Consider the following 23,012-nt stretch of genomic DNA (forward strand, 5'->3'; position numbering starts at 1 on the left):
GAAATCAGGTCGTTCAGGCGTTGCGGCGCAGCAGGGCCAGGAACATGGCGTCGGTGCCGTGCCGGTGCGGCCACAACTGCACCGTCGGCCCGTCGCCGAGTCCGGGCATACCGGACGGCAGGGACTGCCGGGCGTCGACGAACGCGACGTCCATTCCGGATCGGCGCACCGCCTCGGTGACGCTGACCTGGGTCTCCACCAGGTGCGGCGAGCAGGTCACGTACGCCACCAGCCCGCCGGGCCGCACCGCGCGCAGCGCCGCGGTGATCAGCTCGCGCTGCAGCTTGGTCAGCGGGGGCAGATCCGAGGGCTGCCGCCGCCAGCGCGACTCCGGCCGCCGCCGCAGCGAACCCAGGCCGGTGCACGGCGCGTCGACCAGCACCCGGTCGAACCCGCCCTCCGGCAGGTCACGGTCCGCGCCGACGCTGCGCCCGTCGGTGCAGACGACGGTCGCGGGCAGGCCGCGCACCGCGTTGGCGACCATGTTCGCCCGGTGCTCGGTGATCTCGACCGCGGTCAGGTGCGCGCCGCGCTGGGCGGCCAGCGCCGCCAGCAGGCCCGCCTTGCCACCCGGACCGGCGCACAGGTCGAGCCAGCGCTCGTCGCGGCCGTCCAGCGCGGTGTCGATCAGCGCGCTGGCGACCAGCTGGCTGCCCTCGTCCTGCACGTGCGCCCGGCCGGTCTTGATCTCGACCAGCTCACCCGGCGAACCGCCGCCGAGGTAGACCGCGTACGGGGAGAACGCGCCGGGCTGCCCGCCGACCTCCTCGGCGAGCTCGATCGCGTCGGCGCGGCCGGGCCGGGCGCACAGGTGCACCTCGGGCCGGTCGTTGTCGGCGTGCAGGAGCTGGGCGGTCTCGGTGAGATCGCCGCCGAGCGCCTCGCGGAACGCCCGTACGATCCATTCCGGATGGTTCTCGGTGACCGCGAGGTGGCCGACCGGGTTCTCCTGCTCGGACGGTGCCACCTGGGCCAGCCAGGAGTCCAGGTCGCGCTCGGCGATGCGGCGCATGACCGCGTTGGCGAAGCCCGCCGCGCCCGGCGCGACCGCGTGCACCAGGTCGACCGTGGAGGCGACGGCGGCGTGCGCGGGCACCCGCGTGTGCAGCACCTGGTACGCCCCCAGGCGCAGCGCGTCCCGCGCAGGCGGGTCGATGCGGGTGATGTCGCGGTCCGCGGCCGCTGCGATGATCATGTCGAGGGTGCCCCGGGCGCGCAGCGTGCCGTAGGTCAGCTCGGTCGCGAACGCCGCGTCCCGGCCGAACAGGCCCGCCTCACGCAGCAGCCCCGGCAGCACCAGGTTCGCGTACGCGTCGTCGCGGTGCACCGCCAGCAGCGCCTGGTACGCCGCCATCCGGGACGGGTCGTGCGCGGGCCGCCCGGCCCGTGGACCGCGCCCGCCCCGGGCGTCGCGGTCGTGCTGGCGCGGCTTTGCCGCACCGGAGCTGCTGCCCCCGCGGAACGATGTCACGAAAAACTGTCCTCACCCTCGACACGGACCCCACGGGCCCAGTCCACCGCCGACATGGGCTTCTTGCCCGCGGCACGTACCTCACCCAGCTCCACCGGCGTGGTGGCGGTGCCCACCAGCACCCGGCGCTTCTCGACCAGCAGATCGCCCGGCTTGAGCGCGGGCCCGTCGGCCACCGGCAGCACCGGTCCGAGCTTGACCCGCTCCCCCCGGAACGTCGTCCACGCACCCGGTCCGGGCGTGGTCGCGCGCACCCGCCGGTCCACCGCGAACGCGGGGGAATCCCAGCGCACCTCGGCGTCCTCGACCGTGATCTTCGGAGCCAGCGTGATGCCGTCGACCGGCTGCGCCACGGCGCGCGCCGCGCCCGCGCCGATCGCGTCGAGCACCGTCACCAGCAGGCCCGCGCCGTCCACGGCCAGCCGCTCCAGCAGGTCGCCGGAGGTGTCGCGGGGACGGATCGTCTCGGTCAGCGTGCCGAACACCGGCCCGGTGTCCAGGCCCGCCTCCAGCTGGAACACCGCCGCGCCGGTGAACTCGTCGCCGTGCCAGACCGCGTGCTGCACCGGGGCCGCGCCACGCCACGCGGGCAGCAGCGAGAAGTGCAGATTGACCCAGCCGTGTACGGGGATGTCCAGCGCGACCGGCGGCACCAGCGCGCCGTACGCGACGACCGGCACGCAGTCGGGGGCCAGTTCGCGCAGCCGGTCCAGGAACTCGGGCTCACGCGGCCGGGCCGGGGTGAGCACCTCGATGCCGCGCTCGTCGGCCCACGCGGCCACGGGCGAGCGCACCATGCGCCGCCCCCGGCCCGAGGGCGCGTCGGGGCGGGTGACCACGGCCAGCAGCTCGTGGCCGGACTTCTCGATGGCGTCCAGGGACGGCAGCGCCACCTCGGGTGTGCCGGCGAAGACCAGGCGCACGGGCTACCTCCCCAGGCCGAACGGGCTCGGCGCGGCGTGCGGGGAGACCTTGACGACGGTGCGCGTCGGGTCGTACCACTCTGCCCGGCGGATGTCGCGCAGCGCGGTCTTGCGCGACGCCATGTCGAGGCGGTCGATGAAGATGACGCCGTCGAGGTGGTCGGTCTCGTGCTGGATGCAGCGCGACATCAGGCCGGTGCCGACGATCTGCAGCGGGTCGCCGGACTCGTTGAAGCCCTTGGCGATCACGTTCTTGCGGCGCTTGGTGTCGTAGTACAGCCCCGGCACGGACAGGCAACCCTCGTCGCCGTCCATCTCCTCCTCGTCGGGGAAGTGCAGCACCGGGTTGACCAGGTGGCCGACGACGTCGTCCACGTCGAAACTGAACACCCGCAGCCCGACGCCGATCTGCGGCGCGGCCAGTCCCACGCCTCCGGCGTCGCGCATGGTCTCGGTCAGGTCGCGCACGAGGCCGCGCAGTTCCTTGTCGAAGGTGACCACCTCGTCGGCGGCGGTGCGCAGCACCGGATCCCCGAAGAGTCGGATGGGCTGGACGGTCACAGGGGTCGTCTCCTCGAATACGAAGGGCAGTGCTGATCAGTCTACGGAGTGCCCCGTGCCCGCCTGCACGATCGGTCGCGCGCCGAGGGCTTTGTCCTGTTCTCGACGCCGCACATCACACCTCACGCCGATCACCCGGATGCCGCCCCGTGCGCCGGGAGGGTCAGAGCTCGTGCGGGTCGAGCTGGATCCGTACGGGGTGGGGGGCTTTGCGCAGGCTGCGGACGCCGGCGGCGTCGTGCAGGGCCTTGGCCAGGGCCAGGCCCCCGGCGCGGCCGGTGCGCAGCAGCATGCGCTCCTCGTCCTCGCCGACCGGCAGCGGCCCGAGCACCTGTACGCCCTCCGGCAGGGCGATCAGGTTCAGCAGCTCGTCGACCGCCGCCGCCTGGCCGGTCAGCGAGGCCAGCCGCGCGGCGGGCGGGAAGCCCAGCTCGCGCCGCTCCCGCAGCTCCCGCTCGGCCAGCCAGGCGGGATCCCAGCGCACCAGGGCCTGCACCGTGGCCAGGCCGCTGTCGGCCACCACGACGACCTTGCCGCCCCGACCCGCCGGGCGGGCCAGCGCCGCCGCGTTGAACCAGCGCCGGGCCGCCTCCTCGGTCGCCCGCAGATCGGCCCGGGTCAGCAGCGCCCAGGCGTCCAGCAGCAGCACCGCGCCGTAACCGCCCTCGGCCACCGGCTCCGCGCCCGGCGTGGCCAGCACCAGCGCCGCCTCGGCGGGCACCGTGGCCAGCACCGCGTCGCGCCCCGACGTCCGCACCGGCACACCGGGCAGCGCCCGGCCCAGCTCCTCTGCCGTACGCCGCACGCCCGTCACCGCGGCCCGCAGCCGCCGCCCGCCACACGCCGGGCAGGCCCACCCCGCCGCGGGCCGGGCGCACCAGCGGCACGTGGCCACGCCGGCGGCACTGCCCAGCGCCAGCGGACCGGCGCAGTGCGCGCAGCGGGCCCGCTCGCGGCACTCCTGGCAGGAGACCGCCGGCACGTACCCCCGCCGGGGCACCTGCACCAGCACCGGCGCACCGGCGGCCAGCGCGTCGCGGGCCGCCAGCCACGCGGCGCTGGGCAGCCGGGCCGACGCCGCCGCCGGGTCCCGCGCCAGCTGGTTGTCGTCGGCGGGCAGCACCACGGGCGCGTACCGGCGCAACTGGTCACGGTTCGCCGCGATCTCCTTCGCCCACCCCGTCGACAGCAGCAGCTGCGCCTCGGCGGTCCGCGCGAACCCGCCCACCAGCACCGCCGCGTCCTGCTGCTGCGCGCGGGTGAGCAGCACCTGCCGCGTGTGCGGATACGGCGAACGCGGCTCGGCGTGCAGGTCGTCGCCGTCGTCCCAGATCGCCACCAGCCCCAGGTCCGCCACGGGCGCCAGCGCGGCCGACCGGGTCCCGACGACGGCCGCCACCTGGCCGCGCCGGGCCCGCAGGAAGCGGCGGTAGCGTTCGGTGGGCCCCAGCGCCGCCGACAGCGCCACGTGCCGGTCCGGCCCGAGCAGCGCGAGCAGCGCGGTGTCCAGACGGTCCAGGTCACGCGCGTCGGCCACCACGACCACCGCGCCCCGGCCCGCGTGCAGCGTCGCGGCGACGGCCTCGGCGATCCGGTCCGGCCACTGCTCCCCCGGCAGCGCCGACCACACGGCCCGCGGCGCGCGGCCCTCGCCCAGCGCCCGCAGGAACGCCTCCCCCGCCGGGTAACGCTGCCAGCCCTCGTGCGGCGGCTCGGCCACCCGGCCCTGCGGCACGGGCAGCGCCGGTTCGGCCTCGACCTTCGCCTGCCGGGGCGGCACCGCCAGGCGCAGCACGTCGGCGAGGCTGCCCGCGTACCGGTCGGCGACCTCGCGGGCCGCGCGCAGCACCTGCGGGTCGAGCACCGGCTCGGGCGAGACGACCTTCTCCAGCCACGACAGCCGCCCCTCGTGCGCGGTGTCCTCGACCCGGTCCAGCAGCCACCCGTCGACGAGCTGCCCACTGAACCGCACCTTCACCCGTGTCCCCGGCCACGCCTTGACGTCGAGGTCGGACGGCACCCGGTAGTCGAACGTCCGGTCCAGGTGCGGCAGCGGCACGTCCACGCACACCCGCGCGACGGGCAGGCGCTCAGCCGGCTCACGGTCACGTCTCGGGCGCACAGTCACCAGGAAGTCCTACCAGACCCCTCCGACTCCCCCGGCCACCTCCCCCGTCCCACGCCGCCCCCTAAAATAGACGCTGGCCTATTACATCGAGAATTTGTAGATCAAACTCGATGTAATAGGCCAGCGTCTATGGAAAGTGGGACGCGGAGCGCCCTGCCGGTGTCGCGTGACGCCACCGGTAGGGGCGGGTCGGTCACCGGCGGGGTGGGTCAGCTGACGGCGGACTTGAGGTCGGCGACGCGGTCGGTGCGCTCCCAGGTCAGGTCCGGCAGCTCGCGGCCGAAGTGGCCGTAGGCGGCGGTCTGCTGGTAGATCGGGCGCAGCAGGTCCAGGTCGCGAATGATCGCGGCGGGACGCAGGTCGAAGACCTCGCCGATGGCGCGCTCGATGCGCTCGACCGACACCGTCTCGGTGCCGAACGTCTCCACGAACAGGCTGACCGGCTTGGCCTTGCCGATGGCGTACGCCACCTGGACCTCGCAGCGCTCGGCGAGCCCGGCCGCGACGACGTTCTTGGCGACCCAGCGCATCGCGTACGCCGCCGAACGGTCGACCTTCGACGGGTCCTTGCCGGAGAACGCGCCGCCGCCGTGGCGGGCGTAGCCGCCGTACGTGTCGACGATGATCTTGCGGCCGGTGAGGCCAGCGTCGCCCATCGGGCCGCCGATCTCGAAGCGGCCGGTCGGGTTGACCAGCAGCCGGTAGCCCTCGGTGTCCAGGCCCAGGCCGTCGAGCTCCGGCGCGATGACGTGCTCGCGCACGTCGGGCGTGAGCAGCGACTCCAGCGAGATGTCGGGCGCGTGCTGCGAGGACACGACGACCGTGTTCAGGCGCACCGGCTTGAAGCCGTCGTACTCGATGGTGACCTGGGTCTTGCCGTCGGGGCGCAGGTACGGGATCGCGCCGTCCTTGCGGGCGGCGGTGAGGCGGCGGGCCAGCCGGTGCGCGAGCGCGATCGGCAGCGGCATCAGCTCGGGGGTCTCCGAGCAGGCGAAGCCGAACATCATGCCCTGGTCGCCCGCGCCCTGCGCGTCGAGGGTGTCGGCGCCCTCACCGGAGCGCTGCTCCAGCGCGCTGTCGACGCCCTGGGCGATGTCGGGCGACTGCGAGCCGATCGACACGCTCACGCCGCAGGACGCGCCGTCGAAGCCCTTCTTGGAGGAGTCGTAGCCGATGCCGAGGATCGTGTCGCGCACGATGGTCGGGATGTCGGCGTACGCCTGGGTGGTCACCTCGCCGGCGACGTGCACCTGACCGGTGGTGATCAGCGTCTCTACGGCGACGCGGCTGCGCGGGTCCTGGGCGAGCAGCGCGTCCAGGATGCCGTCGCTGATCTGGTCAGCGATCTTGTCCGGGTGACCCTCGGTGACCGACTCCGAGGTGAACAGGCGACGTGCCACTCGATTTCTCCAATACAGCGCTTGATGACGATGGATGGACCGTAAGGCCATCGGCGTCCTGGCGAAAGTCTAGTTCCCTACAACGCCCCGGCGACGCAAGCCCTGCCCGAGAGTCCGCAGGACGGGACGGTGGTCACAGCAGCGCGACGACCTGGTCCCAGACCGCGTCGGCGAGATCGTCCTTGCTGCGGGCGGGCAGTTCGCGCGACGAGCCGTCCGCGCCGAGCACGACCGCCTCGTTGTGGTCGGCCCCGAAGACCTTGTCCACGCCGACCTCGTTGACCACGATCAGGTCGGCGCGTTTGCGGACCAGTTTGCCCCGGGCGTGTTCGAGCGCGTCGTGCGTCTCGGCGGCGAAGGCCACCAACACCTGGCCGGGGCGCTTGGCCGCGCCGAGTTCGGCCGCGATGTCCGGGTTCGTGGTCAGCTCGATGACCGGGGCGCTCCCGCCGTCGGTCTTCTTGATCTTCTGGTCGGCGTACACGGCAGGGCGGAAGTCGGCCGGGGCCGCCGCCATGATCACGGCGTCGGCCTCCTCGGCCGCGCCGATCACCGCGTCGCGCAGTTCGGCCGTGGTGCCCACCCGCACCAGGTCCACCCCGGCGGGCGTGGGCAGGGAGACGTTAGCGGCCACCAGCGTCACCCTGGCGCCGCGGGCGACGGCGGTGCGCGCGAACGCGTACCCCTGCTTGCCGGACGAGCGGTTGCCCAGGAAGCGCACCGGGTCCAGCGGTTCGCGGGTGCCTCCCGCGGTGACCACGACGTGGCGTCCGGCGAGGTCGGCGCGCGGCGCGACGCCGCGCGCCAGCACCCGCAGGGCGACCTCGAAGAGCTGCGCCGGGTCGGGTAGCCGGCCCTTGCCGGTGTCCTTGCCGGTGAGCCGGCCGACGGCGGGCTCGACGACCAGCGCGCCGCGGCGGCGCAGGGTGGCGACGTTGTCGGCGGTGGCCGGGTGCTCCCACATCTCGGTGTGCATCGCCGGGGCGAACACCACCGGGCAGCGCGCGGTGAGCAGCGTATTGGTGAGCAGGTCGTCGGCCATGCCGTGGGCGGCCTTGGCCAGCAGGTCGGCCGTGGCGGGCACGACGAGCACCAGGTCGGCGCTCTGCCCGAGCTTGACGTGCGGCACCTGTGGCACGTCGGACCAGACCTCGGTCGCGGCCGGCTGGCCGGACAGCGCCTCCCACGTCGGCGCGCCGACGAAGCGCAGCGCGGACGCGGTCGGCACCACGCGCACCGTGTGACCGGACTCGGTGAGCAGGCGCAGCAGCTCGCACGCCTTGTAGGCGGCGATGCCGCCGCCTACACCCAGGACGACGCGAGCCACGTCAGGCTCAGGCCTCGTTGGTCGGCTCAGCGGTGAGCAGCCCGGCGTTGATCTCCCGCATGGAGATCGACAGGGCCTTCTCCTGCGGCGTGGTCTCGACCAGCGGGCCGACGTACTCCAGCAGGCCCTCGCCGAGCTGGCTGTAGTAGGCGTTGATCTGCCGCGCACGCTTGGCCGCGAAGATCACCAGCGAGTACTTCGACGACGTCTTGTCGAGCAGCTCGTCGATGGGCGGGTTGGTGATGCCTTCGGGGTGGGCGACGGTTCCAGCCACGTGTCAATCCTTGTCTAAGAGAGTGCCGGGCGCTAAACGCGCGGTCGTGCAGCAGCGAGCGCCGGCGAACCGAGCAATCCTACCAACTCGTCCGCGGCGCGCTCGAGGTAGTCGTTCACGACGGTCACGTCGAACTCGGACTCGGCGGCCAGTTCCTCGTCGGCGTGGGCCAGCCGGCGGCGGATGGTCTCCGGGCTCTCGGTGCCCCGACCGACGAGCCGGCGGCGCAGCTCCTCGCGGCTGGGCGGGGCGAGGAACACGAGCTGGGCGTCCGGCCAGGTCTCGCGGACCTGGCGGGCACCCTGGAGGTCGATCTTCAGCAGGGCCGGGATGCCGGCGGCGATCCGGCCCTCGACCGCGGCACGCGGTGTGCCGTAGAGGTTGCCGGCGAACTCGGCCCACTCCAGCAGCATGCCGGTGTCGGCCAGTCGCTCGAACTCGGTGCGGTTGACGAACGTGTAGTGCTTGCCGTCGATCTCGTAGTCCCGCTTCTTGCGCGTGGTGACCGAGACGGAAAGCCATACCCAGGGAGAACGCTTGCGGATGACCTCGATGACGGCGTCCTTGCCGACACCTGAGGGACCGGAGAGCACGGTAAGGCGGGCGGGCGCGGCCACTCTGGCGGCGAGCGGTACGTCGTCTTCCATTCTCAAGTTCTACCCAATCGGGGAGCGGTGGTGGCAGCCGGGCCCCTGTTTGAGCAGTACGTCACCAGGAGCTGACAGGGGGTTCCGGCCCGGATGGGGTCTTCCTGCCCGCATAAACGAACCAGCGGCGCTGTCGACTCGACAGCGCCGCTGGGCGACGATCTGCGCAACGGCCCGCTCACCCGATGGTGTGAGCGTCACTCACGCCAGGCTGGTGGCCCGTTGCGGTGGGCAGGCGGTGGAGCCTCGGCACACCGCTGCCCGTTCGCCGCGGACGGGGCGTCCGTCCGCGACGAGGTTGTTCCGCTGACGAGGTTCGTCGGCTCAGGCCGCGAACTCGGCCAGCAGCGCCTTGCGCTGCTGGTCGCCCAGCCCGCGCAGGCGGCGCGAGTCGGCGATCTTCAGCTTCTCCATGATCTGCGTGGCCCGGATCTTGCCGATGCCGGGGAGCGCCTGCAGCACGGCCGAAACCTTGAGCTTGCCGACGACATCGTCGCCCTCGGCGCGGTCAAGCACGGCGGCCAGGGTGGTCTTGCCCTGCTTGAGCTGCTCCTTGAGCTCAGCCCGAGCCTTGCGGACCTCCGCGGCCTTCTCCAGCGCGGCAGCGCGCTGCTCTGGGGTCAGTGACGGGAGCGGCACCAGTTCTCCTCAGGTCCTCTTGGTCACGCCGACGGGATCGCCGGCGTGTGGTGCGTCGGGTTCCCCACCTGAGTCGGTGGCTAACCTTCGGCACCCGTTGCTGGTGACAACCCGCGTGACTGGTGGGCCACGCGAGCAGATCAGCCCAGCGCGGGGAAACCTAGCGGTCGACGGCGTTTTCGGCAACGTCACCGCGCATGATCACGGAAAGGTCACGACCGGCCCGGACGTCCCCATGCGTCCCGGCAGGCATCGAGAGTCCGAGATGCCGCGTCCCGCAGCGACTGCACGTCGGGGCCCGCACCGAGCACCTCGCGCGACGACGAGGGCAGCACCGCGCCGAGGTTCCCGGCGAAGATCCGCCGAAGATCGTCTGGCGTCCCGCCCTGCGCGCCGAGCCCCGGAACGAGGAACGGCCCGTTCACCTGGGAGAGGTCGTGACCGGTCTCGCCGATGGTCGCCCCGACCACCAGTCCGAGGCTGCCGAGCGGCTCGACACCCTTGTTGAGCTGGGAAATCTCGTCGATGATCGTCTGCGCGACGGTACGGCCGTCGATACCCCGAGCGTGTTGCACGGCCGGACCCTCCGGGTTGGACGTGAGAGCCAGAACGAAGACGCCCCCGCCGTGCTCAGCCGCCATGTCGAACATCGGCGACAGCGATCCCAGACCCAGAAACGGACTCGCGGTGATCGCATCTACATACATGGGTCTCGATGGGTTCAGATATGCGTCGGCATAGGCGGCGGCGGTGGAGCCGATGTCGCCGCGTTTCACATCGAGGAGCACAAGGGTTCCGGCCTGCCTAAACTGTCGGATAGTTGACTCAAGAATCTCCACCCCACGGGACCCGAATCGCTCGAAAAAGGCCGACTGCGGCTTGACGACAGCGACCCTCCCGGCCAGCGCGTCGACCGTCGTCTGGCAGAACGAGGCCACCCCTTCCGCGTCGTCGGACAGGCCCCAAGCCCGCAGCAGCGAGCTGTGCGGGTCGATCCCGACACACAGCGGACCGAGCTCGTCGACCGCCCGCGCGAAACGCGCACCGAACGACTCCATGACATCTCTCCTCACACTCGGGTGTGCGCGCCGCGCCGGTACGGTCGCGTCCGGCGACCGTCCCGGCGGGCGCGTCAGGACGAACAGGCAGCAGCGGCCGCGTACATCGCCTTCGTGATGGCCGACACATCCTCATCGGAGCTGACGAACGGCGGCATCGTGTAGATCAGATCGCGGAACGGGCGCAGCCACACGCCGTGTCCCACCGCGGCGGCCGTGGCGGCCGCCATGTCAACGTCGTGGTCGAGCTGCACCACGCCGATCGCGCCCAGCACCCGCACGTCGGCCACGCCCGGCAGCTCGCGCACCGGGGCCAGGCCCGCGCGCAGTCCGGACTCGATCCGGCGCACGTTCGCCCGCCAGTCACCCGACAGCAGCAGCTCGATGCTGGCGTTGGCGACCGCACAGGCCAGCGGGTTGCCCATGAACGTCGGCCCGTGCGCGAGCACCGGCACCGCGCCCTGCGAGATGCCCCGAGCCACCTCGGCCGTACACAGTGCCGCGGCCAGTGTCAGATATCCGCCGGTCAGCGCCTTGCCCACGCACATCACATCGGGTGTCACCCCGGCGTGGTCCGCGGCGAACAACTCCCCGGTGCGCCCGAAGCCGGTAGCGATCTCGTCGAACACCAGCAGCACGTCGAACTCGTCGCACAGGTCCCGCAGCGCGCGCAGGTAACGCGGGTCGTGGAAGCGCATCCCGCCCGCGCCCTGCACCACCGGCTCGACGATGACCGCGGCCAGCTCGTGCGCGTGCGCCGCGAGCGCGTCCTTGAGCACGGTCACATAGGACTCGTCGTAGCCGGACGGGGGCGTGTCCACGAACACCTGCCGGGGGAGCACGTCGCCCCACAGGGAGTGCATGCCGCCCTCGGGGTCGCACACGCTCATCGGCTGCCACGTGTCACCGTGGTAGCCGCCGCGCCACGTCGCCAGCCGCCGCTTGGCCGGGCGGCCCCGCGACACCTGGTACTGCAGACACATCTTGACCGCGACCTCGACGCTGACCGAACCGGAGTCGGCCAGGAACACGTGCTCCAGCCCGGCCGGGGTGATGTCGACCAGCGTCTTGGCCAGCCGCACCGCCGGTTCGTGGGTGAGCCCGCCGAACATGACGTGACTCATCCGCCCGAGCTGGTCGGCGACGGCGGCGTCGAGCACCGGGTGCCGGTAGCCGTGGATCGCCGCCCACCAGCTGGACATGCCGTCGATCAGCTCGCGCCCGTCGGCCAGGCGCAGCCGGACCCCTTGCGCGCTCCGCACCACGAGCGGCTCGGCTCGCCCCGGCATCGGCCCGTACGGGTGCCACACGTGCGCCCGGTCGAGTTCCACCAGTTCAGCGAAAGGAAGGGCACCTTCACCACGGTCTGCCACGTGCGCCCGGTCGAGTTCCACCAGTTCAGCGAAAGGAAGGGCACCTTCACCACGGTCTGCGTGGCGGAAGGTGCCCTTCTCGACCTCGTCGGTCACCGTGTGGCCTCCGGGGCCCGCCGCGCGGCGGCGTGCACCAGCGCCGGGCCGTGGTAGATGAATCCGGTGTAGAGCTGCACCAGGCTCGCGCCCGCGTCGAACATCCGGGCCGCGTCGTCGGCGCTCATCAGGCCGCCCACGCCGACGATCGGCAGGCGGCCGTTCGTCTCGCCGTGCACGAACGACACCACCTTGTGCGCCCGCTCGGTCAGCGGCGCGCCGGACAGCCCGCCCGCCTGCGCCGCCGTAGCCTGGTCGGCCGGGGCGACGCCGTCGCGGCTGAGCGTCGTGTTCGTCGCGATCAGACCGGCCACCCCGCGTGCCAGGCACACTTCCAGCAGCTCGGCGATGGCGTGTTCGGTCAGGTCGGGTGCGATCTTCACGAGCACCGGCCTGCCGCCTGCGGCGTCCGACTTCCCCGGGATCAGCGCGGCGAGGATCGCGTCCAGCTGGTCGCGGTCCTGCAGGCTGCGCAGGCCCGGCGTGTTGGGCGAGGACACGTTGACCGCGAAGTAGTCGCCGTGGGACCGCAGCGCGTCGTATGACGCCCGGTAGTCCGCTACGGCCTCCTCCAGCGGGGTCACCTTGGACTTGCCCAGCGAGATGCCCAGCGGCACGCCCAGCGGGCCGAGCGCCGCCAGCCGGGAGGCCAGCGCGTGCGCGCCCTCGTTGTTGAAGCCCATCCGGTTGACGATCGCCCCGCTGTCAGGCAGCCGGAACAGGCGCGGCCGGTCGTTGCCCGGCTGCGCCAGCGCGGTCACCGTGCCGACCTCGACGAAGCCGAACCCGAGCGCGGGCCACGCGCGCAGCGCGACCCCGTTCTTGTCCATGCCCGCCGCCAGCCCGACCGCGTTCGGGAAGCGCACCCCGAACACGTCCACCGGCCGGTCCACCGCGTACCGCCGCTTGAGCAGGTTCAGCACGGCGGGCTGGCGGGAGATCCCGGCCAGCCGCCGCAGCGTCCACTCGTGCGCGTGCTCGGCGTCGCCGCCCCCGATCCGGAACAACCGGGGGCGGACGACCTTCTCGAACAGGGTCACGCCGACAGCTCCGGGCGGATCACGGCGTGCAGGTGCTGCAGGGGGCGTACGGTCATGTCGCCGCGGATCAGGGCCTCGATGCCCATGACGGCCGCGGCCGCGCCGGGGACCGTGGTGCAGCACGGGATGTCGGCGGCGACGGCGGCGGAGCGGATCTCGTAGCCGTCGGAGCGGGCCTTGGCGCCGGAGCCCTGCGGGGTGTTGATGACCATCTTCACCTCGCCGGACGCGATGAGGCTGACCGCGTCGCGCTCGGCGTCCTCGCTGTGCTTGCCGACGACCTCGCAGACGATGCCGTGGCGGCGCAGCACCTCACCGGTGCCGATGGTGGCGACGATCTCGAAGCCCAGGTCGGCCAGCCGCTTGATCGGGAAGATCATGCCCCGCTTGTCGCGGTTGGCCACCGAGACGAAGATCTTTCCGCTGGTCGGCAGCATGCCGTACGCCGCGGCCTGGGACTTGGCGAACGAGTGCCCGAACGCCATGTCGATGCCCATGACCTCGCCGGTCGACTTCATCTCCGGCGACAGCAGCGTGTCGACGCCCTTGCCCGACGGGGTGCGGAACCGCTTGAACGGCAGCACCGCCTCCTTGACCGCGACCGGCGAGTTCTCCGGCAGCAGCCCGCCGTCGCGCGGCGCACCGTCAGGACCGGCCGCCAGCAGCATGCCCTCGGCGCGCAGCTCGGCGATCGTCGCGCCGAGCATGATCCGGGCGGCCGCCTTGGCCAGCGGCACCGCGGTCGCCTTGGAGACGAACGGCACGGTGCGCGAGGCGCGCGGGTTGGCCTCCAGCACGTAGAGCATGTCGTCCTTGAGGGCGTACTGCACGTTGAGCAGCCCCTGCACGCCGACGCCGCGGGCGATCGCCTCGGTGTACTCGCGCACCACGTCCAGGTGCCGCCCGCCGAGGGTGATCGGCGGCAGCGCGCACGCCGAGTCGCCGGAGTGGATGCCGGCCTCCTCGATGTGCTCCATCACGCCGCCGAGGTAGACCGTGCCGTCGGCGTCGCAGAGCGCGTCGACGTCGATCTCGATGGCGTCGTCGAGGAACCGGTCCACCAGCACCGGGTGCTCCGGCGAGATGTCGGTGGCGCGGGTGATGTAGTCGCGCAGCGTGGCGTCGTCGTAGACGATCTCCATGCCGCGCCCGCCGAGCACGTACGACGGCCGCACCAGCACCGGGTAGCCGACCTCGTCGGCGATGTGCTTGGCGTCCTCGTACGAGATGGCGGTGCCGTGCGCGGGGGCCCGCAGCCCGGCCTCGGCCAGCACCCGGCCGAACGCGCCGCGCTCCTCGGCGAGGTGGATCGACTCGGGGCTGGTGCCCACGATCGGCACCCCGGCGTTCTTGAGCCGCTGCGCCAGGCCCAGCGGGGTCTGCCCGCCGAGCTGCACGATGACGCCGACGACGCCGGGGCCGCCCGCGGCCACGCCCGTGCTGTGCTCGACGTGCACGACTTCGAGGACGTCCTCGAAGGTCAGCGGCTCGAAGTAGAGCCGGTCGGCGGTGTCGTAGTCGGTGGACACCGTCTCCGGGTTGCAGTTGACCATGACGGTCTCGTAGCGCCCCTTGAGCGCCATGACCGCGTGCACGCACGAGTAGTCGAACTCGATGCCCTGCCCGATGCGGTTCGGGCCGGAGCCCAGGATCAGCACCTTGGGCCGGGCGCTCGGGGCGACCTCGGTCTCCTCGTCATAGGACGAGTAGTGGTACGGCGTGGCGGCGGCGAACTCGGCGGCGCAGGTGTCGACGGTCTTGTAGACCGGGCGTACGCCGAGGCGGTGGCGCAGGGTGCGCACCCCGTCCTCGCCCGCGAACTCGGGGCGCAGCGCGGCGAGCTGCCGGTCCGACAGGCCCGCCCGCTTGGCCTTGCGCAGCAGCGGCAGGTCGACCACGGGCGCGTCGAGGATCTGCGTACGCAGCTCGACCAGGCCCAGGATCTGGTCCACGAACCACGGGTCGATGCCGCCCGAGGCCGCGGTGACCTGCGCGACGGTCGCGCCGTGGCGCAGCGCCTCCTCGACGGCGTACAGGCGGCCGTCGTGCGGGATGCGCAGCGCTTCGAGGGCCTCCTCGGCGGAGCCGAAGCGGTCCGGGGTGGTCCAGAAACCGGCGGCCTTGGTCTCCATCGAGCGCATCGCCTTGTTCAGCGCCTCGGAGAAGTTGCGGCCCAGGCTCATCGCCTCGCCGACCGACTTCATGGTTGTGGTCAGCTCCGGGTCCGCGCCGGGGAACTTCTCGAACGCGAAGCGCGGGATCTTCACGACCACGTAGTCGAGCGTCGGCTCGAACGCCGCCGGGGTCTTGAGCGTGATGTCGTTCGGGATCTCGTCGAGGGTGTACCCGATGGCCAGCTTCGCCGCGATCTTCGCGATCGGGAAGCCGGTGGCCTTGGACGCCAGCGCCGACGAGCGCGACACTCGCGGGTTCATCTCGATGACCACGATGCGGCCGTCGGCCGGGTTGATCGCGAACTGGATGTTGCAGCCGCCGGTGTCGACGCCGACCTCGCGCAGCACCGCGATGCCCAGGTCGCGCATCTCCTGGTACTCGCGGTCGGTCAGGGTCATCGCGGGGGCCACGGTCACCGAGTCGCCGGTGTGCACGCCCATCGGGTCGATGTTCTCGATCGAGCAGATGACCACGACGTTGTCGTGCTTGTCGCGCATCAGCTCCAGCTCGTACTCCTTCCAGCCGAGCACGCTCTCCTCGATCAGCACCTCGGTCACCGGCGAGGCGGCCAGGCCGCTGCCCGCGATCAGGTCGAGCTGCTCGGGGGTGTGCGCCATGCCGGAACCGAGGCCGCCCATGGTGAACGACGGCCGGATGACGACCGGCAGGCCGAGCTCGGCGACGGTGTCGCGGACCTCGTCCATGGAGTGGCAGACCCGGCTGCGCGGCACCAGGTCACCGGTCAGCCCGAGCCGGGCCCCGGCCTTGGCCACGACCCCCTTGAACAGCTGCCGGTCCTCGCCGCGCCGGATCGCCTCGATGTCGGCGCCGATCAGCTCCACGCCGTACTTCTCCAGCACCCCGGACTCCCACAGGGCGACGGCGGTGTTCAGCGCGGTCTGCCCGCCCAGGGTCGGCAGCAGGGCGTCGGGGCGCTCGGCCGCGATGACCTTCTCCACGAACTCGGGCGTGATCGGCTCGATGTAGGTGGCGTCGGCGAACTCGGGGTCGGTCATGATGGTCGCCGGGTTCGAGTTGACCAGGCTCACCCGCAGGCCCTCGCTGCGCAGCACCTGGCAGGCCTGGGTGCCGGAGTAGTCGAACTCGCAGGCCTGGCCGATGACGATCGGCCCGGAGCCGATCACCATGACGTGCTTGAGATCAGTACGCTTCGGCATCTCACTTGCCTCCGTTGAGTCGCGCACGGGCCATGCCGGGCCGTTCCACGAGTTCGGCGAACCGGTCGAACAGGTAGTCGGCGTCGTGCGGCCCCGCTGCCGCCTCCGGGTGGTACTGCACGGTGAAGGCGGGCACGTCCAGCGCGCGCAGGCCCTCCACCACGTTGTCGTTAAGGCACACGTGCGAGACCTCGACCCTGCCGAACGCCGTGTCGGCCACGCCGTCGCGCGGCGCGTCGACGGCGAAGCCGTGGTTGTGCGAGGTGACCTCGACCTTGCCGGTGGTGCGGTCCATCACCGGCTGGTTGATGCCCCGGTGTCCATAACCCAGCTTGTACGTGCCGAAGCCGAGCGCGCGGCCCAGGATCTGGCTGCCGAAGCAGATGCCGAACAGCGGCATGCTCCGCTTCATGACCTCCTGCGCCAGCGTCACCGCGTGGTCGGCGGTGGCCGGGTCGCCGGGGCCGGGCGAGAAGAACACCGCGTCCGCGCCGACCGACAGCAGGTCGCCCAGCGTCGAGTTGGCGGGCAGTACATGCGTCATCACCCCGCGCGCGGCCAGCCGCCGGGGCACGTTGCGCTTGATGCCCAGGTCCAGGGCCGCGACGGTGAAGCGGTGCTCGCCGACAGCGTCGACGGTGTACGCCTCCGGGGTGGAGACCTGCAGGGACAGGTCCGCGCCGGTCATCTGCGGCTGCTCCAGCACCCGGGCCAGCAGCGCCTGCGGGTCGGTCTCGACGCTGGACACACCGACCCGCATCGCGCCGCGCTCGCGCAGGTGGCGGGTCAGCGCGCGGGTGTCGACGCCGCTGATGCCGACCACGCCGAAGCGCTCCAGCCGGGTGCCCAGGTCCTCCGTCGAGCGCCAGTTCGACGGCGTACGGGCCGGGTCGCGCACGACGTAGCCCGCGACCCAGATCCGGTCGGACTCGTCGTCCTCGTCGTTGACGCCGGTGTTGCCGATGTGCGGCGCGGTCTGCACCACGACCTGGCGGTGGTACGACGGGTCGGTGAGGGTCTCCTGGTAACCGGTCATGCCGGTGGTGAAGACCGCCTCGCCGAAGGTCTCGCCGACCGCCCCGTAGGCCTCGCCCCGGAACGTGCGGCCGTCCTCCAGGACCAAGATTGCTTCGGTCACTTCTGAACCTTTCCGTCGAGCACCGTCGGGACGCCCCGCAGGAAGGTGGCGACGATCCGGCCGGGCACGGTCATCCCGGCGTACGGCGTGTTGTGGCTGAGACTGGCCAGCCCGGTCGGGTCGACGCTCCACCGCACCGTGGGGTCGACCAGGGTCAGGTTCGCGGGCGCGCCCGCGGTCAGCGCGTTGCCGTGCCCGTCCAGGCCCGCGATGCGGGCGGGGGCGTACGACATGCGCTCGGCGATGAGCGGCCAGTCCTCACCCAGCACGTCGAGCACGATCGGCAGCGCGGTCTCCAGGCCGAGCATGCCGGGGCGGGCGTACGCCCACTCGCACTCCTTGTCCTCCGCGGCGTGCGGGGCGTGGTCGGTGGCCACGATGTCGATGGTGCCGTCGCGCAGGCCCGCGCGCAGCGCCTCGACGTCGGCGTCGGTGCGCAGCGGCGGGTTCACCTTGTAGACGGGATCGTAGGACTCCGCCTTGGCGTGGGTGAGCAGCAGGTGGTGCGGGGTGACCTCGGCGGTGACGCGTACGCCCCGGGCCTTGGCCATCCGGATGATCTCGACGCTGCCCGCGGTGGACACGTGGCAGACGTGCAGGCGCGCGCCCACGTGCCCGGCCAGCAGCACGTCCCGCGCGATGATCGACTCCTCGGCGACGGCGGGCCAGCCGGTCAGGCCCAGCCGGGCCGACACGTCGCCCTCGTGCATCTGCGCGCCCTGGGTGAGCCGGGGCTCCTCGGCGTGCTGGGCGATGACGCCGTCGAACGCCTTGACGTACTCCAGCGCGCGGCGCATCAGCCGCGGGTCGGCCACGCAGAAGCCGTCGTCGGAGAAGACCCGCACCCGCGCGGCCGAGTCGGCCATCGCGCCCAGCTCGGCCAGGCGCTCCCCGGCCAGCCCGACGGTGACCGCGCCGATCGGCTGCACGTCGACCAGCCCGGCCTCCTGGCCCAGCCGGTACACCTGCTCGACCACGCCGGCGGTGTCGGCGACCGGCGAGGTGTTCGCCATCGCGCAGACCGCCGTGTAGCCGCCCAGCGCGGCGGCCCGCGAGCCGGTGTGGACCGTCTCGGCGTCCTCGCGGCCGGGCTCGCGCAGGTGGGTGTGCAGGTCGACCAGGCCGGGCAGGGCCACCAGGCCGGTGCCGTCGACGACCTCCGCACCCTCGGCGGAAAGGCCCGCGCCGATCTCGGCGATCACGCCGTCGCGCAGCAGCAGGTCGGTCGGCTCGCCGCCCAGCACGCGGGCGTTGCGGATCAGGATGTCGGGCACGGGTGTCCTCCGGACGGTCATCGGGCTGCTGGCGGGAGGCTGCGTCATCGCGCGCCCCCGAGCAGGAGATACAGGCAGGCCATGCGCACCGAGACGCCGTTGGTGACCTGCTCGACGATGGTGGAGCGGGGCGAGTCGGCCACCTCGGGCGTGATCTCCATGCCGCGGTTCATCGGGCCGGGGTGCATGACGATCGCGTGCGCGGGCATCCGGCGCAGCCGCGCCCCGTCGAGGCCGTAGCGGCGCGAGTACTCCCGCGCCGAGGGGAAGTAGGAGTCGGTCATCCGCTCCTTCTGCACCCGCAGCATCATCACGACGTCGGCCTGCGGCAGCACCGCGTCGAGGTCGTAGGCGACCTGGACCGAGGCGTTGAGGTCGGTGGGCACCAGCGTCGGCGGGCCGACCAGGGTCACCTTCGCGCCCAGGGTGTTGAGCAGCAGCACGTTGGAGCGGGCCACCCGGCTGTGCAGCACGTCGCCGACGATCACCACGTGCAGGCCGTCGATCCGGCCCATCCGGGAGCGGATCGTGTACGCGTCCAGCAGCGCCTGGGTCGGGTGCTCGTGGGTGCCGTCCCCGGCGTTGAGCACGCTGCCGGTGACCCAGTCGGCCAGCCGGTGCGGCGCGCCGGAGGCGGGGTGGCGGATGACGACCGCGTCGGCGCCCATGGCCTGCAGCGTCCAGGCGGTGTCCTTGAGGCTCTCGCCCTTCTCGACGCTGGAGCCCTTGGCCGAGAAGTTGATCACGTCGGCGCTCAGCCGCTTCGCGGCGGCCTCGAACGAGATCCGGGTCCGGGTGGAGTCCTCGTAGAAGAGGTTCACCACGGTGCGCCCGCGCAGGGTGGGCAGCTTCTTGATCTCCCGGCCCGACACGCTGGCCATCTCGGTGGCGATGTCGAGGATCTCGGTCGCCGTGGCCGCGTCCAGGTCGGCCGTCGACAGCAGGTGCTTCATCGGGTGCCGCCCTTCACACCGGTGGCCAGGACCACCTCGTCGTTCCCGTCGATCTCCACCAGCTTCACCTTGACCTGCTCGGACAGGGCGGTGGGGATGTTCTTGCCGACGTAGTCGGCGCGGATCGGCAGCTGCCGGTGTCCCCGGTCGACCAGCACGGCCAGTTGCACGGCCGCGGGGCGGCCGAGGTCGGACAGGGCGTCCAGGGCGGCCCGGATGGTGCGGCCGGAGAAGAGCACGTCGTCGACGAGGATGACCTTGCGGCCGTCGACGCCGCCCGCGGGCTCCTCGGTGCGCCCGACCGCGCGTACGGAGCTGCTGCGCAGGTCGTCGCGGTAGAGCGTGATGTCGAGGATGCCGACCGGCACCTGTACGCCCTCGAAGGCGTGGATGCGCTCGGCGAGGCGGCGGGCGATCGGGACGCCACGGGTGGCGATGCCCATCAGCACCACGTCACGGGCCCCGGAGGTCTTCTCGAGGATCTGGTGCGCGATGCGGTCCAGCACGCGGGAGACGTCCGCGGCGGAGATGACGATCTTCGTGGGAGCCGGCCCGGCCGGCTGCTGCACTGGAGCGTTCGACTCGTCGGTCGTTGGGCGCGCCAAGGCAGACCTCCTTCCCCGCCTCACCGGACGGGTCGTTAAAGGATGTCAAGGTCATGATCGCCGCCGTCGCCGGCCGCCATCTGATCAGTAAACTTAGCAGCGTGACAGCGGCCTATACGCACGGGGGTGAGTCAATCCGCAGGTCATACCGTTGACACTGGCGGATCAGTTCAGTTGATCAAGCTACTCGGATGAGGTTGTCTCAACTTGTGGTCAACGAGCACTTGACCGCGTGTCGTCTGCGCCGTACCGTCACGCTGCGTAGCGATCGTCGGGGAACCCGCCCCGGCATATAGCTGGGAGTGTCGGAATGCCGTCTGATTACGCCAAGTCCCTCGGTGCGCGACTGCGCTCCATCCGCCAGCAGCAGGGCCTGTCCCTGCAGGGCGTGGAGGAGAAGTCGAACGGGCGTTGGAAGGCTGTCGTCGTCGGCTCGTACGAGCGCGGCGACCGTGCTGTCACGGTGTCCCGGCTGGCCGAGCTGGCCGACTTCTACCGCGTGCCCGTCGGCGAGCTCCTGCCCGACGGCCCGGCCCCGCGCCAGGAGGCGACGAGCAAGATCGTCCTCGACCTGGAGCGCCTGTACGACGGTGCCAAGGAGGACCTGGCCTCGGTCGCCCGCTACGCGCGCGCCATCCAGCAGCAGCGCGGCGACTACAACGGCCGGGTGCTCTCCATCCGGGCCGTCGACCTGCAGGCGCTCGCGGTGTTCTACGACTGCACCCCCACCGAGCTGATCGAGCGGCTGGCCGACCACGGTGTGCTGGTTGCCGACCCGCGCGCGTTCTTCGCGAGCTGACACTCTCGCGTACCACGAAAGCGGCCTTTCACCCCGGCAGGGGCGAAAGGCCGCTTTCGTGTTGACCCTCAGTGGCGCGGGGCGTAGTCCGCGATACGGCCGAGCAGGCCGTTGAGGAAGCGCGGCGAATCGTCGGTCGACAGCTCCTTGGCCAGCTCGACGGCCTCGGTGATGGCCACCGGGTCGTCGATCTCGGGCACGTAGAGCAGCTCGAAGACCGCGATCCGGGCCAGGTTGCGGTCGACCACCGGCATCCGGTCGATCGTCCAGCCCTCGGCGAAGGTGGCGATCGTCTCGTCGATGTTGTCCAGGTGCTCGTTGACGCCCTCGGCCAGCGAGACCGCGTACGGCAGGTGCTCCGGGCGCGGCAGTTCCATGCGCTCCAGGTATGCCGCCAGCACGGTGCGCACCGGCAGGTCGCGCAGATCCGCCTCGTAAAGCACGTCGAGTGCCCGCTTGCGCGCCTTGCGGCGGGCGGGCGACTGCGACTTGGGTCCCTCAGCCACGAGCAGTCCTCCGGACGGGCGCGAAGCCCATCAGGACCGGCCCAGGTAACGGCCGTCGCGGGTGTCGACCTTGATCTTCTCGCCGTTGGTGATGAACAGCGGCACCTGCACGGTCGCACCGGTCTCGATGGTGGCCGGCTTGGTGCCGCCGGTCGAGCGGTCGCCCTGCAGGCCCGGCTCGGTGTAGGTGATCGTGACCATCACGCTGGTCGGCAGCTCGACGTACAGCGGCACGCCATCGTGCTGGGCGACGGTGACCTCGGCCTCGGGCAGGAGGTAGTTCACGTTGTCGCCGACCGTCACGCCGCTGACGTGGATCTGCTCGTAGGTGTCCAGGTCCATGAAGACGAAGTCCTCGCCGTCGGCGTACAGGTACTGCATGGTGCGCTTGTCGACGTTCGCGGTCTCGACCTTGGTGCCGGCGTTGAACGTCTTGTCGACGACCTTGCCCGTGAGCACGTGCTTGAGGGTCGTGCGCACGAAGGCCGGACCCTTGCCGGGCTTCACGTGCTGGAACTCGACGACGGCCCAGAGCTCCTTGTCGAGGTTGAGCACCATGCCGTTCTTGAGGTCGTTCGTGCTAGCCACAGCCAGGCTCCCGTACATGATCAGATACTTGACAAAGAACAGACCTGACTACTTTACCGGCCCGTGATCTGCCCCCGGCCGCGCGGGTGGGCGGGGACACGGTGTGACGATGACCCGTCGCGGACACCCGTCCCGAGCGGCCGCGCTAGCCGCGCGAGCCGGTTGCTTGCTAGCCTCGCCGCCGTGCGGGTGCTGGTCGTGGAGGATGACCCTGAGGTGCGCGGGGTGGTCGTGACCGCCCTGCGCTCGGTCGGGTTCGCCGTCGACCAGGCCGCCGACTGGAGCCAGGCCGACGTCAGCATGAGCGTCAACGACTACGACTGCCTGGTCCTGGACCGCATCCTGCCCGAGGGCGACTCCGCCGGCCAGCTCCGCCGCCGCCGCGAGGCCGGTCTCGGCGTACCCGCCCTCATGCTCACCGCCCTCGACGACGTCACCGACCGCGTGGCCGGTTTCGAGGCCGGCGCCGACGACTACGTCGTCAAACCCTTCGTAGCCGCCGAACTGGTCCTGCGCGTACGCGCCCTCTGCCGCCGCCGCGGCACCATGCTCCCGCCGGTGATGCGCGCGGGCGACGTGGAGGTCGACACCGCCCGCCGCGAGGTACGCCGCGACGGCATCCTGCTCACCCTCACCCCGAAGGAGTTCTCCGTCCTGGAGATGCTCCTGGTCCGCCGCCCCGCCGTGGTGACCCGCGCCGACCTGTTCGAGCACTGCTGGGACGAGCAGGCCGACCCCACGTCCAACGTCGTGGACGTGGTCGTCGGCCAGCTCCGGCGCAAGCTCGGCGACCCGCCCGTGATCACCACCGTGCGCGGCACCGGCTACCGCGTCGATCTGGCCGGGCGCTGATGAGCAG

General features: G+C 71.9%; 21 protein-coding genes. 2 read left to right on the forward strand and 19 right to left on the reverse strand.

From position 1 onward, the window contains the following. Positions 1-13: 13 nt before the first annotated feature. The 17 genes from HAV40_RS30520 to pyrR form a co-directional block, all read right to left on the reverse strand. Positions 14-1,471: an RsmB/NOP family class I SAM-dependent RNA methyltransferase gene (locus HAV40_RS30520; protein ID WP_239086848.1), complete on the reverse strand. Its 1,458-nt coding sequence runs from the start codon at positions 1,469-1,471 to the stop codon at positions 14-16. Continuing rightward, the gene (fmt, locus tag HAV40_RS30525; protein ID WP_166387375.1) at positions 1,468-2,394 is read right to left on the reverse strand and encodes a methionyl-tRNA formyltransferase; all 927 of its coding nucleotides are present in this window, start codon (positions 2,392-2,394) and stop codon (positions 1,468-1,470) included. The genes HAV40_RS30520 and fmt overlap by 4 nt, the downstream gene beginning before the upstream one ends. Before the next feature lie 3 nt (positions 2,395-2,397). Next, positions 2,398-2,955 (reverse strand): peptide deformylase, encoded by a 558-nt coding sequence (def, locus tag HAV40_RS30530; protein WP_166387377.1) that lies wholly within the window; start codon positions 2,953-2,955, stop codon positions 2,398-2,400. Between the two features lie 163 nt (positions 2,956-3,118). Beyond that, a complete protein-coding gene (locus HAV40_RS30535) occupies positions 3,119-5,020 on the reverse strand; it encodes a primosomal protein N' (RefSeq protein ID WP_166387555.1) in 1,902 nt (633 codons plus the stop codon). Between the two features lie 272 nt (positions 5,021-5,292). Next, positions 5,293-6,483: a methionine adenosyltransferase gene (gene metK, locus HAV40_RS30540; protein WP_166387379.1), complete on the reverse strand. Its 1,191-nt coding sequence runs from the start codon at positions 6,481-6,483 to the stop codon at positions 5,293-5,295. 133 nt (positions 6,484-6,616) lie between these two features. Further along, positions 6,617-7,810: a bifunctional phosphopantothenoylcysteine decarboxylase/phosphopantothenate--cysteine ligase CoaBC gene (gene coaBC / locus HAV40_RS30545; protein WP_166387381.1), complete on the reverse strand. Its 1,194-nt coding sequence runs from the start codon at positions 7,808-7,810 to the stop codon at positions 6,617-6,619. A 7-nt stretch (positions 7,811-7,817) separates the two neighbouring features. Then, positions 7,818-8,084, reverse strand: a complete 267-nt coding sequence (rpoZ, locus tag HAV40_RS30550) for a DNA-directed RNA polymerase subunit omega (RefSeq protein ID WP_166387383.1) — start codon at positions 8,082-8,084, stop codon at positions 7,818-7,820. 32 nt (positions 8,085-8,116) lie between these two features. Continuing rightward, positions 8,117-8,731, reverse strand: coding sequence for a guanylate kinase (gmk, locus tag HAV40_RS30555; protein ID WP_166387385.1), 615 nt, complete (start codon positions 8,729-8,731; stop codon positions 8,117-8,119). A gap of 324 nt (positions 8,732-9,055) precedes the next feature. After that, positions 9,056-9,370 carry an integration host factor, actinobacterial type gene (mihF, locus tag HAV40_RS30560; RefSeq protein WP_120320109.1) on the reverse strand — a complete coding sequence of 105 codons (315 nt, stop codon included), beginning with the start codon at positions 9,368-9,370 and terminating at the stop codon, positions 9,056-9,058. A gap of 212 nt (positions 9,371-9,582) precedes the next feature. Next, on the reverse strand, positions 9,583-10,428 hold the full coding sequence (gene pyrF, locus HAV40_RS30565; RefSeq protein WP_166387387.1) for an orotidine-5'-phosphate decarboxylase: 846 nt from the start codon (positions 10,426-10,428) through the stop codon (positions 9,583-9,585). Positions 10,429-10,502: 74 nt separating this feature from the next. After that, complete coding sequence (locus HAV40_RS30570; protein WP_166387557.1) at positions 10,503-11,801, reverse strand: adenosylmethionine--8-amino-7-oxononanoate transaminase; 1,299 nt, start codon at positions 11,799-11,801, stop codon at positions 10,503-10,505. Positions 11,802-11,893: 92 nt separating this feature from the next. Continuing rightward, positions 11,894-12,937, reverse strand: coding sequence for a quinone-dependent dihydroorotate dehydrogenase (locus HAV40_RS30575; protein WP_166387389.1), 1,044 nt, complete (start codon positions 12,935-12,937; stop codon positions 11,894-11,896). Continuing rightward, positions 12,934-16,290 (reverse strand): carbamoyl-phosphate synthase large subunit, encoded by a 3,357-nt coding sequence (gene carB / locus HAV40_RS30580; protein WP_166387391.1) that lies wholly within the window; start codon positions 16,288-16,290, stop codon positions 12,934-12,936. The genes HAV40_RS30575 and carB overlap by 4 nt, the downstream gene beginning before the upstream one ends. 1 nt (position 16,291) lies before the next feature. Then, complete coding sequence (carA, locus tag HAV40_RS30585; protein WP_166387393.1) at positions 16,292-17,428, reverse strand: glutamine-hydrolyzing carbamoyl-phosphate synthase small subunit; 1,137 nt, start codon at positions 17,426-17,428, stop codon at positions 16,292-16,294. Then, on the reverse strand, positions 17,425-18,702 hold the full coding sequence (locus HAV40_RS30590; RefSeq protein ID WP_166387395.1) for a dihydroorotase: 1,278 nt from the start codon (positions 18,700-18,702) through the stop codon (positions 17,425-17,427). The genes carA and HAV40_RS30590 overlap by 4 nt, the downstream gene beginning before the upstream one ends. Before the next feature lie 44 nt (positions 18,703-18,746). Then, complete coding sequence (locus HAV40_RS30595) at positions 18,747-19,655, reverse strand: aspartate carbamoyltransferase catalytic subunit (protein ID WP_166387397.1); 909 nt, start codon at positions 19,653-19,655, stop codon at positions 18,747-18,749. Next, positions 19,652-20,224: a bifunctional pyr operon transcriptional regulator/uracil phosphoribosyltransferase PyrR gene (gene pyrR / locus HAV40_RS30600; RefSeq protein WP_203671792.1), complete on the reverse strand. Its 573-nt coding sequence runs from the start codon at positions 20,222-20,224 to the stop codon at positions 19,652-19,654. The genes HAV40_RS30595 and pyrR overlap by 4 nt, the downstream gene beginning before the upstream one ends. Before the next feature lie 346 nt (positions 20,225-20,570). On the opposite strand from pyrR, the gene bldD reads away from it, so the two are divergent. Beyond that, positions 20,571-21,059 (forward strand): transcriptional regulator BldD, encoded by a 489-nt coding sequence (gene bldD, locus HAV40_RS30605; protein ID WP_120320100.1) that lies wholly within the window; start codon positions 20,571-20,573, stop codon positions 21,057-21,059. A 68-nt stretch (positions 21,060-21,127) separates the two neighbouring features. Here bldD and nusB read toward each other — a convergent pair whose 3' ends face one another. Together nusB and efp are read right to left on the reverse strand one after the other, a co-directional pair. Beyond that, complete coding sequence (gene nusB, locus HAV40_RS30610) at positions 21,128-21,565, reverse strand: transcription antitermination factor NusB (protein WP_166387401.1); 438 nt, start codon at positions 21,563-21,565, stop codon at positions 21,128-21,130. Positions 21,566-21,595: 30 nt separating this feature from the next. Continuing rightward, on the reverse strand, positions 21,596-22,153 hold the full coding sequence (gene efp / locus HAV40_RS30615; protein ID WP_166387403.1) for an elongation factor P: 558 nt from the start codon (positions 22,151-22,153) through the stop codon (positions 21,596-21,598). Positions 22,154-22,351: 198 nt separating this feature from the next. Here efp and HAV40_RS30620 point away from each other — a divergent pair, with 198 nt between their 5' ends. Next, positions 22,352-23,005: a response regulator transcription factor gene (locus HAV40_RS30620; protein WP_239086853.1), complete on the forward strand. Its 654-nt coding sequence runs from the start codon at positions 22,352-22,354 to the stop codon at positions 23,003-23,005. Positions 23,006-23,012 lie beyond the last annotated feature (7 nt).

The sequence above is a fragment of the Catellatospora methionotrophica genome (genome assembly GCF_011297335.1).
Classification (GTDB): Bacteria; Actinomycetota; Actinomycetes; order Mycobacteriales; family Micromonosporaceae; genus Catellatospora; species Catellatospora methionotrophica.

Excerpts from the sequence above, each read along its gene's own strand:
- carB (WP_166387391.1), bottom strand. The coding sequence starts at position 16,290 with ATGCCGAAGCGTACTGATCTCAAGCACGTCATGGTGATCGGCTCCGGG.
- pyrF (WP_166387387.1), bottom strand. The coding sequence starts at position 10,428 with ATGGAGTCGTTCGGTGCGCGTTTCGCGCGGGCGGTCGACGAGCTCGGT.
- gmk (WP_166387385.1), bottom strand. The coding sequence starts at position 8,731 with ATGGAAGACGACGTACCGCTCGCCGCCAGAGTGGCCGCGCCCGCCCGC.
- bldD (WP_120320100.1), top strand. The coding sequence starts at position 20,571 with ATGCCGTCTGATTACGCCAAGTCCCTCGGTGCGCGACTGCGCTCCATC.
- HAV40_RS30595 (WP_166387397.1), bottom strand. The coding sequence starts at position 19,655 with ATGAAGCACCTGCTGTCGACGGCCGACCTGGACGCGGCCACGGCGACC.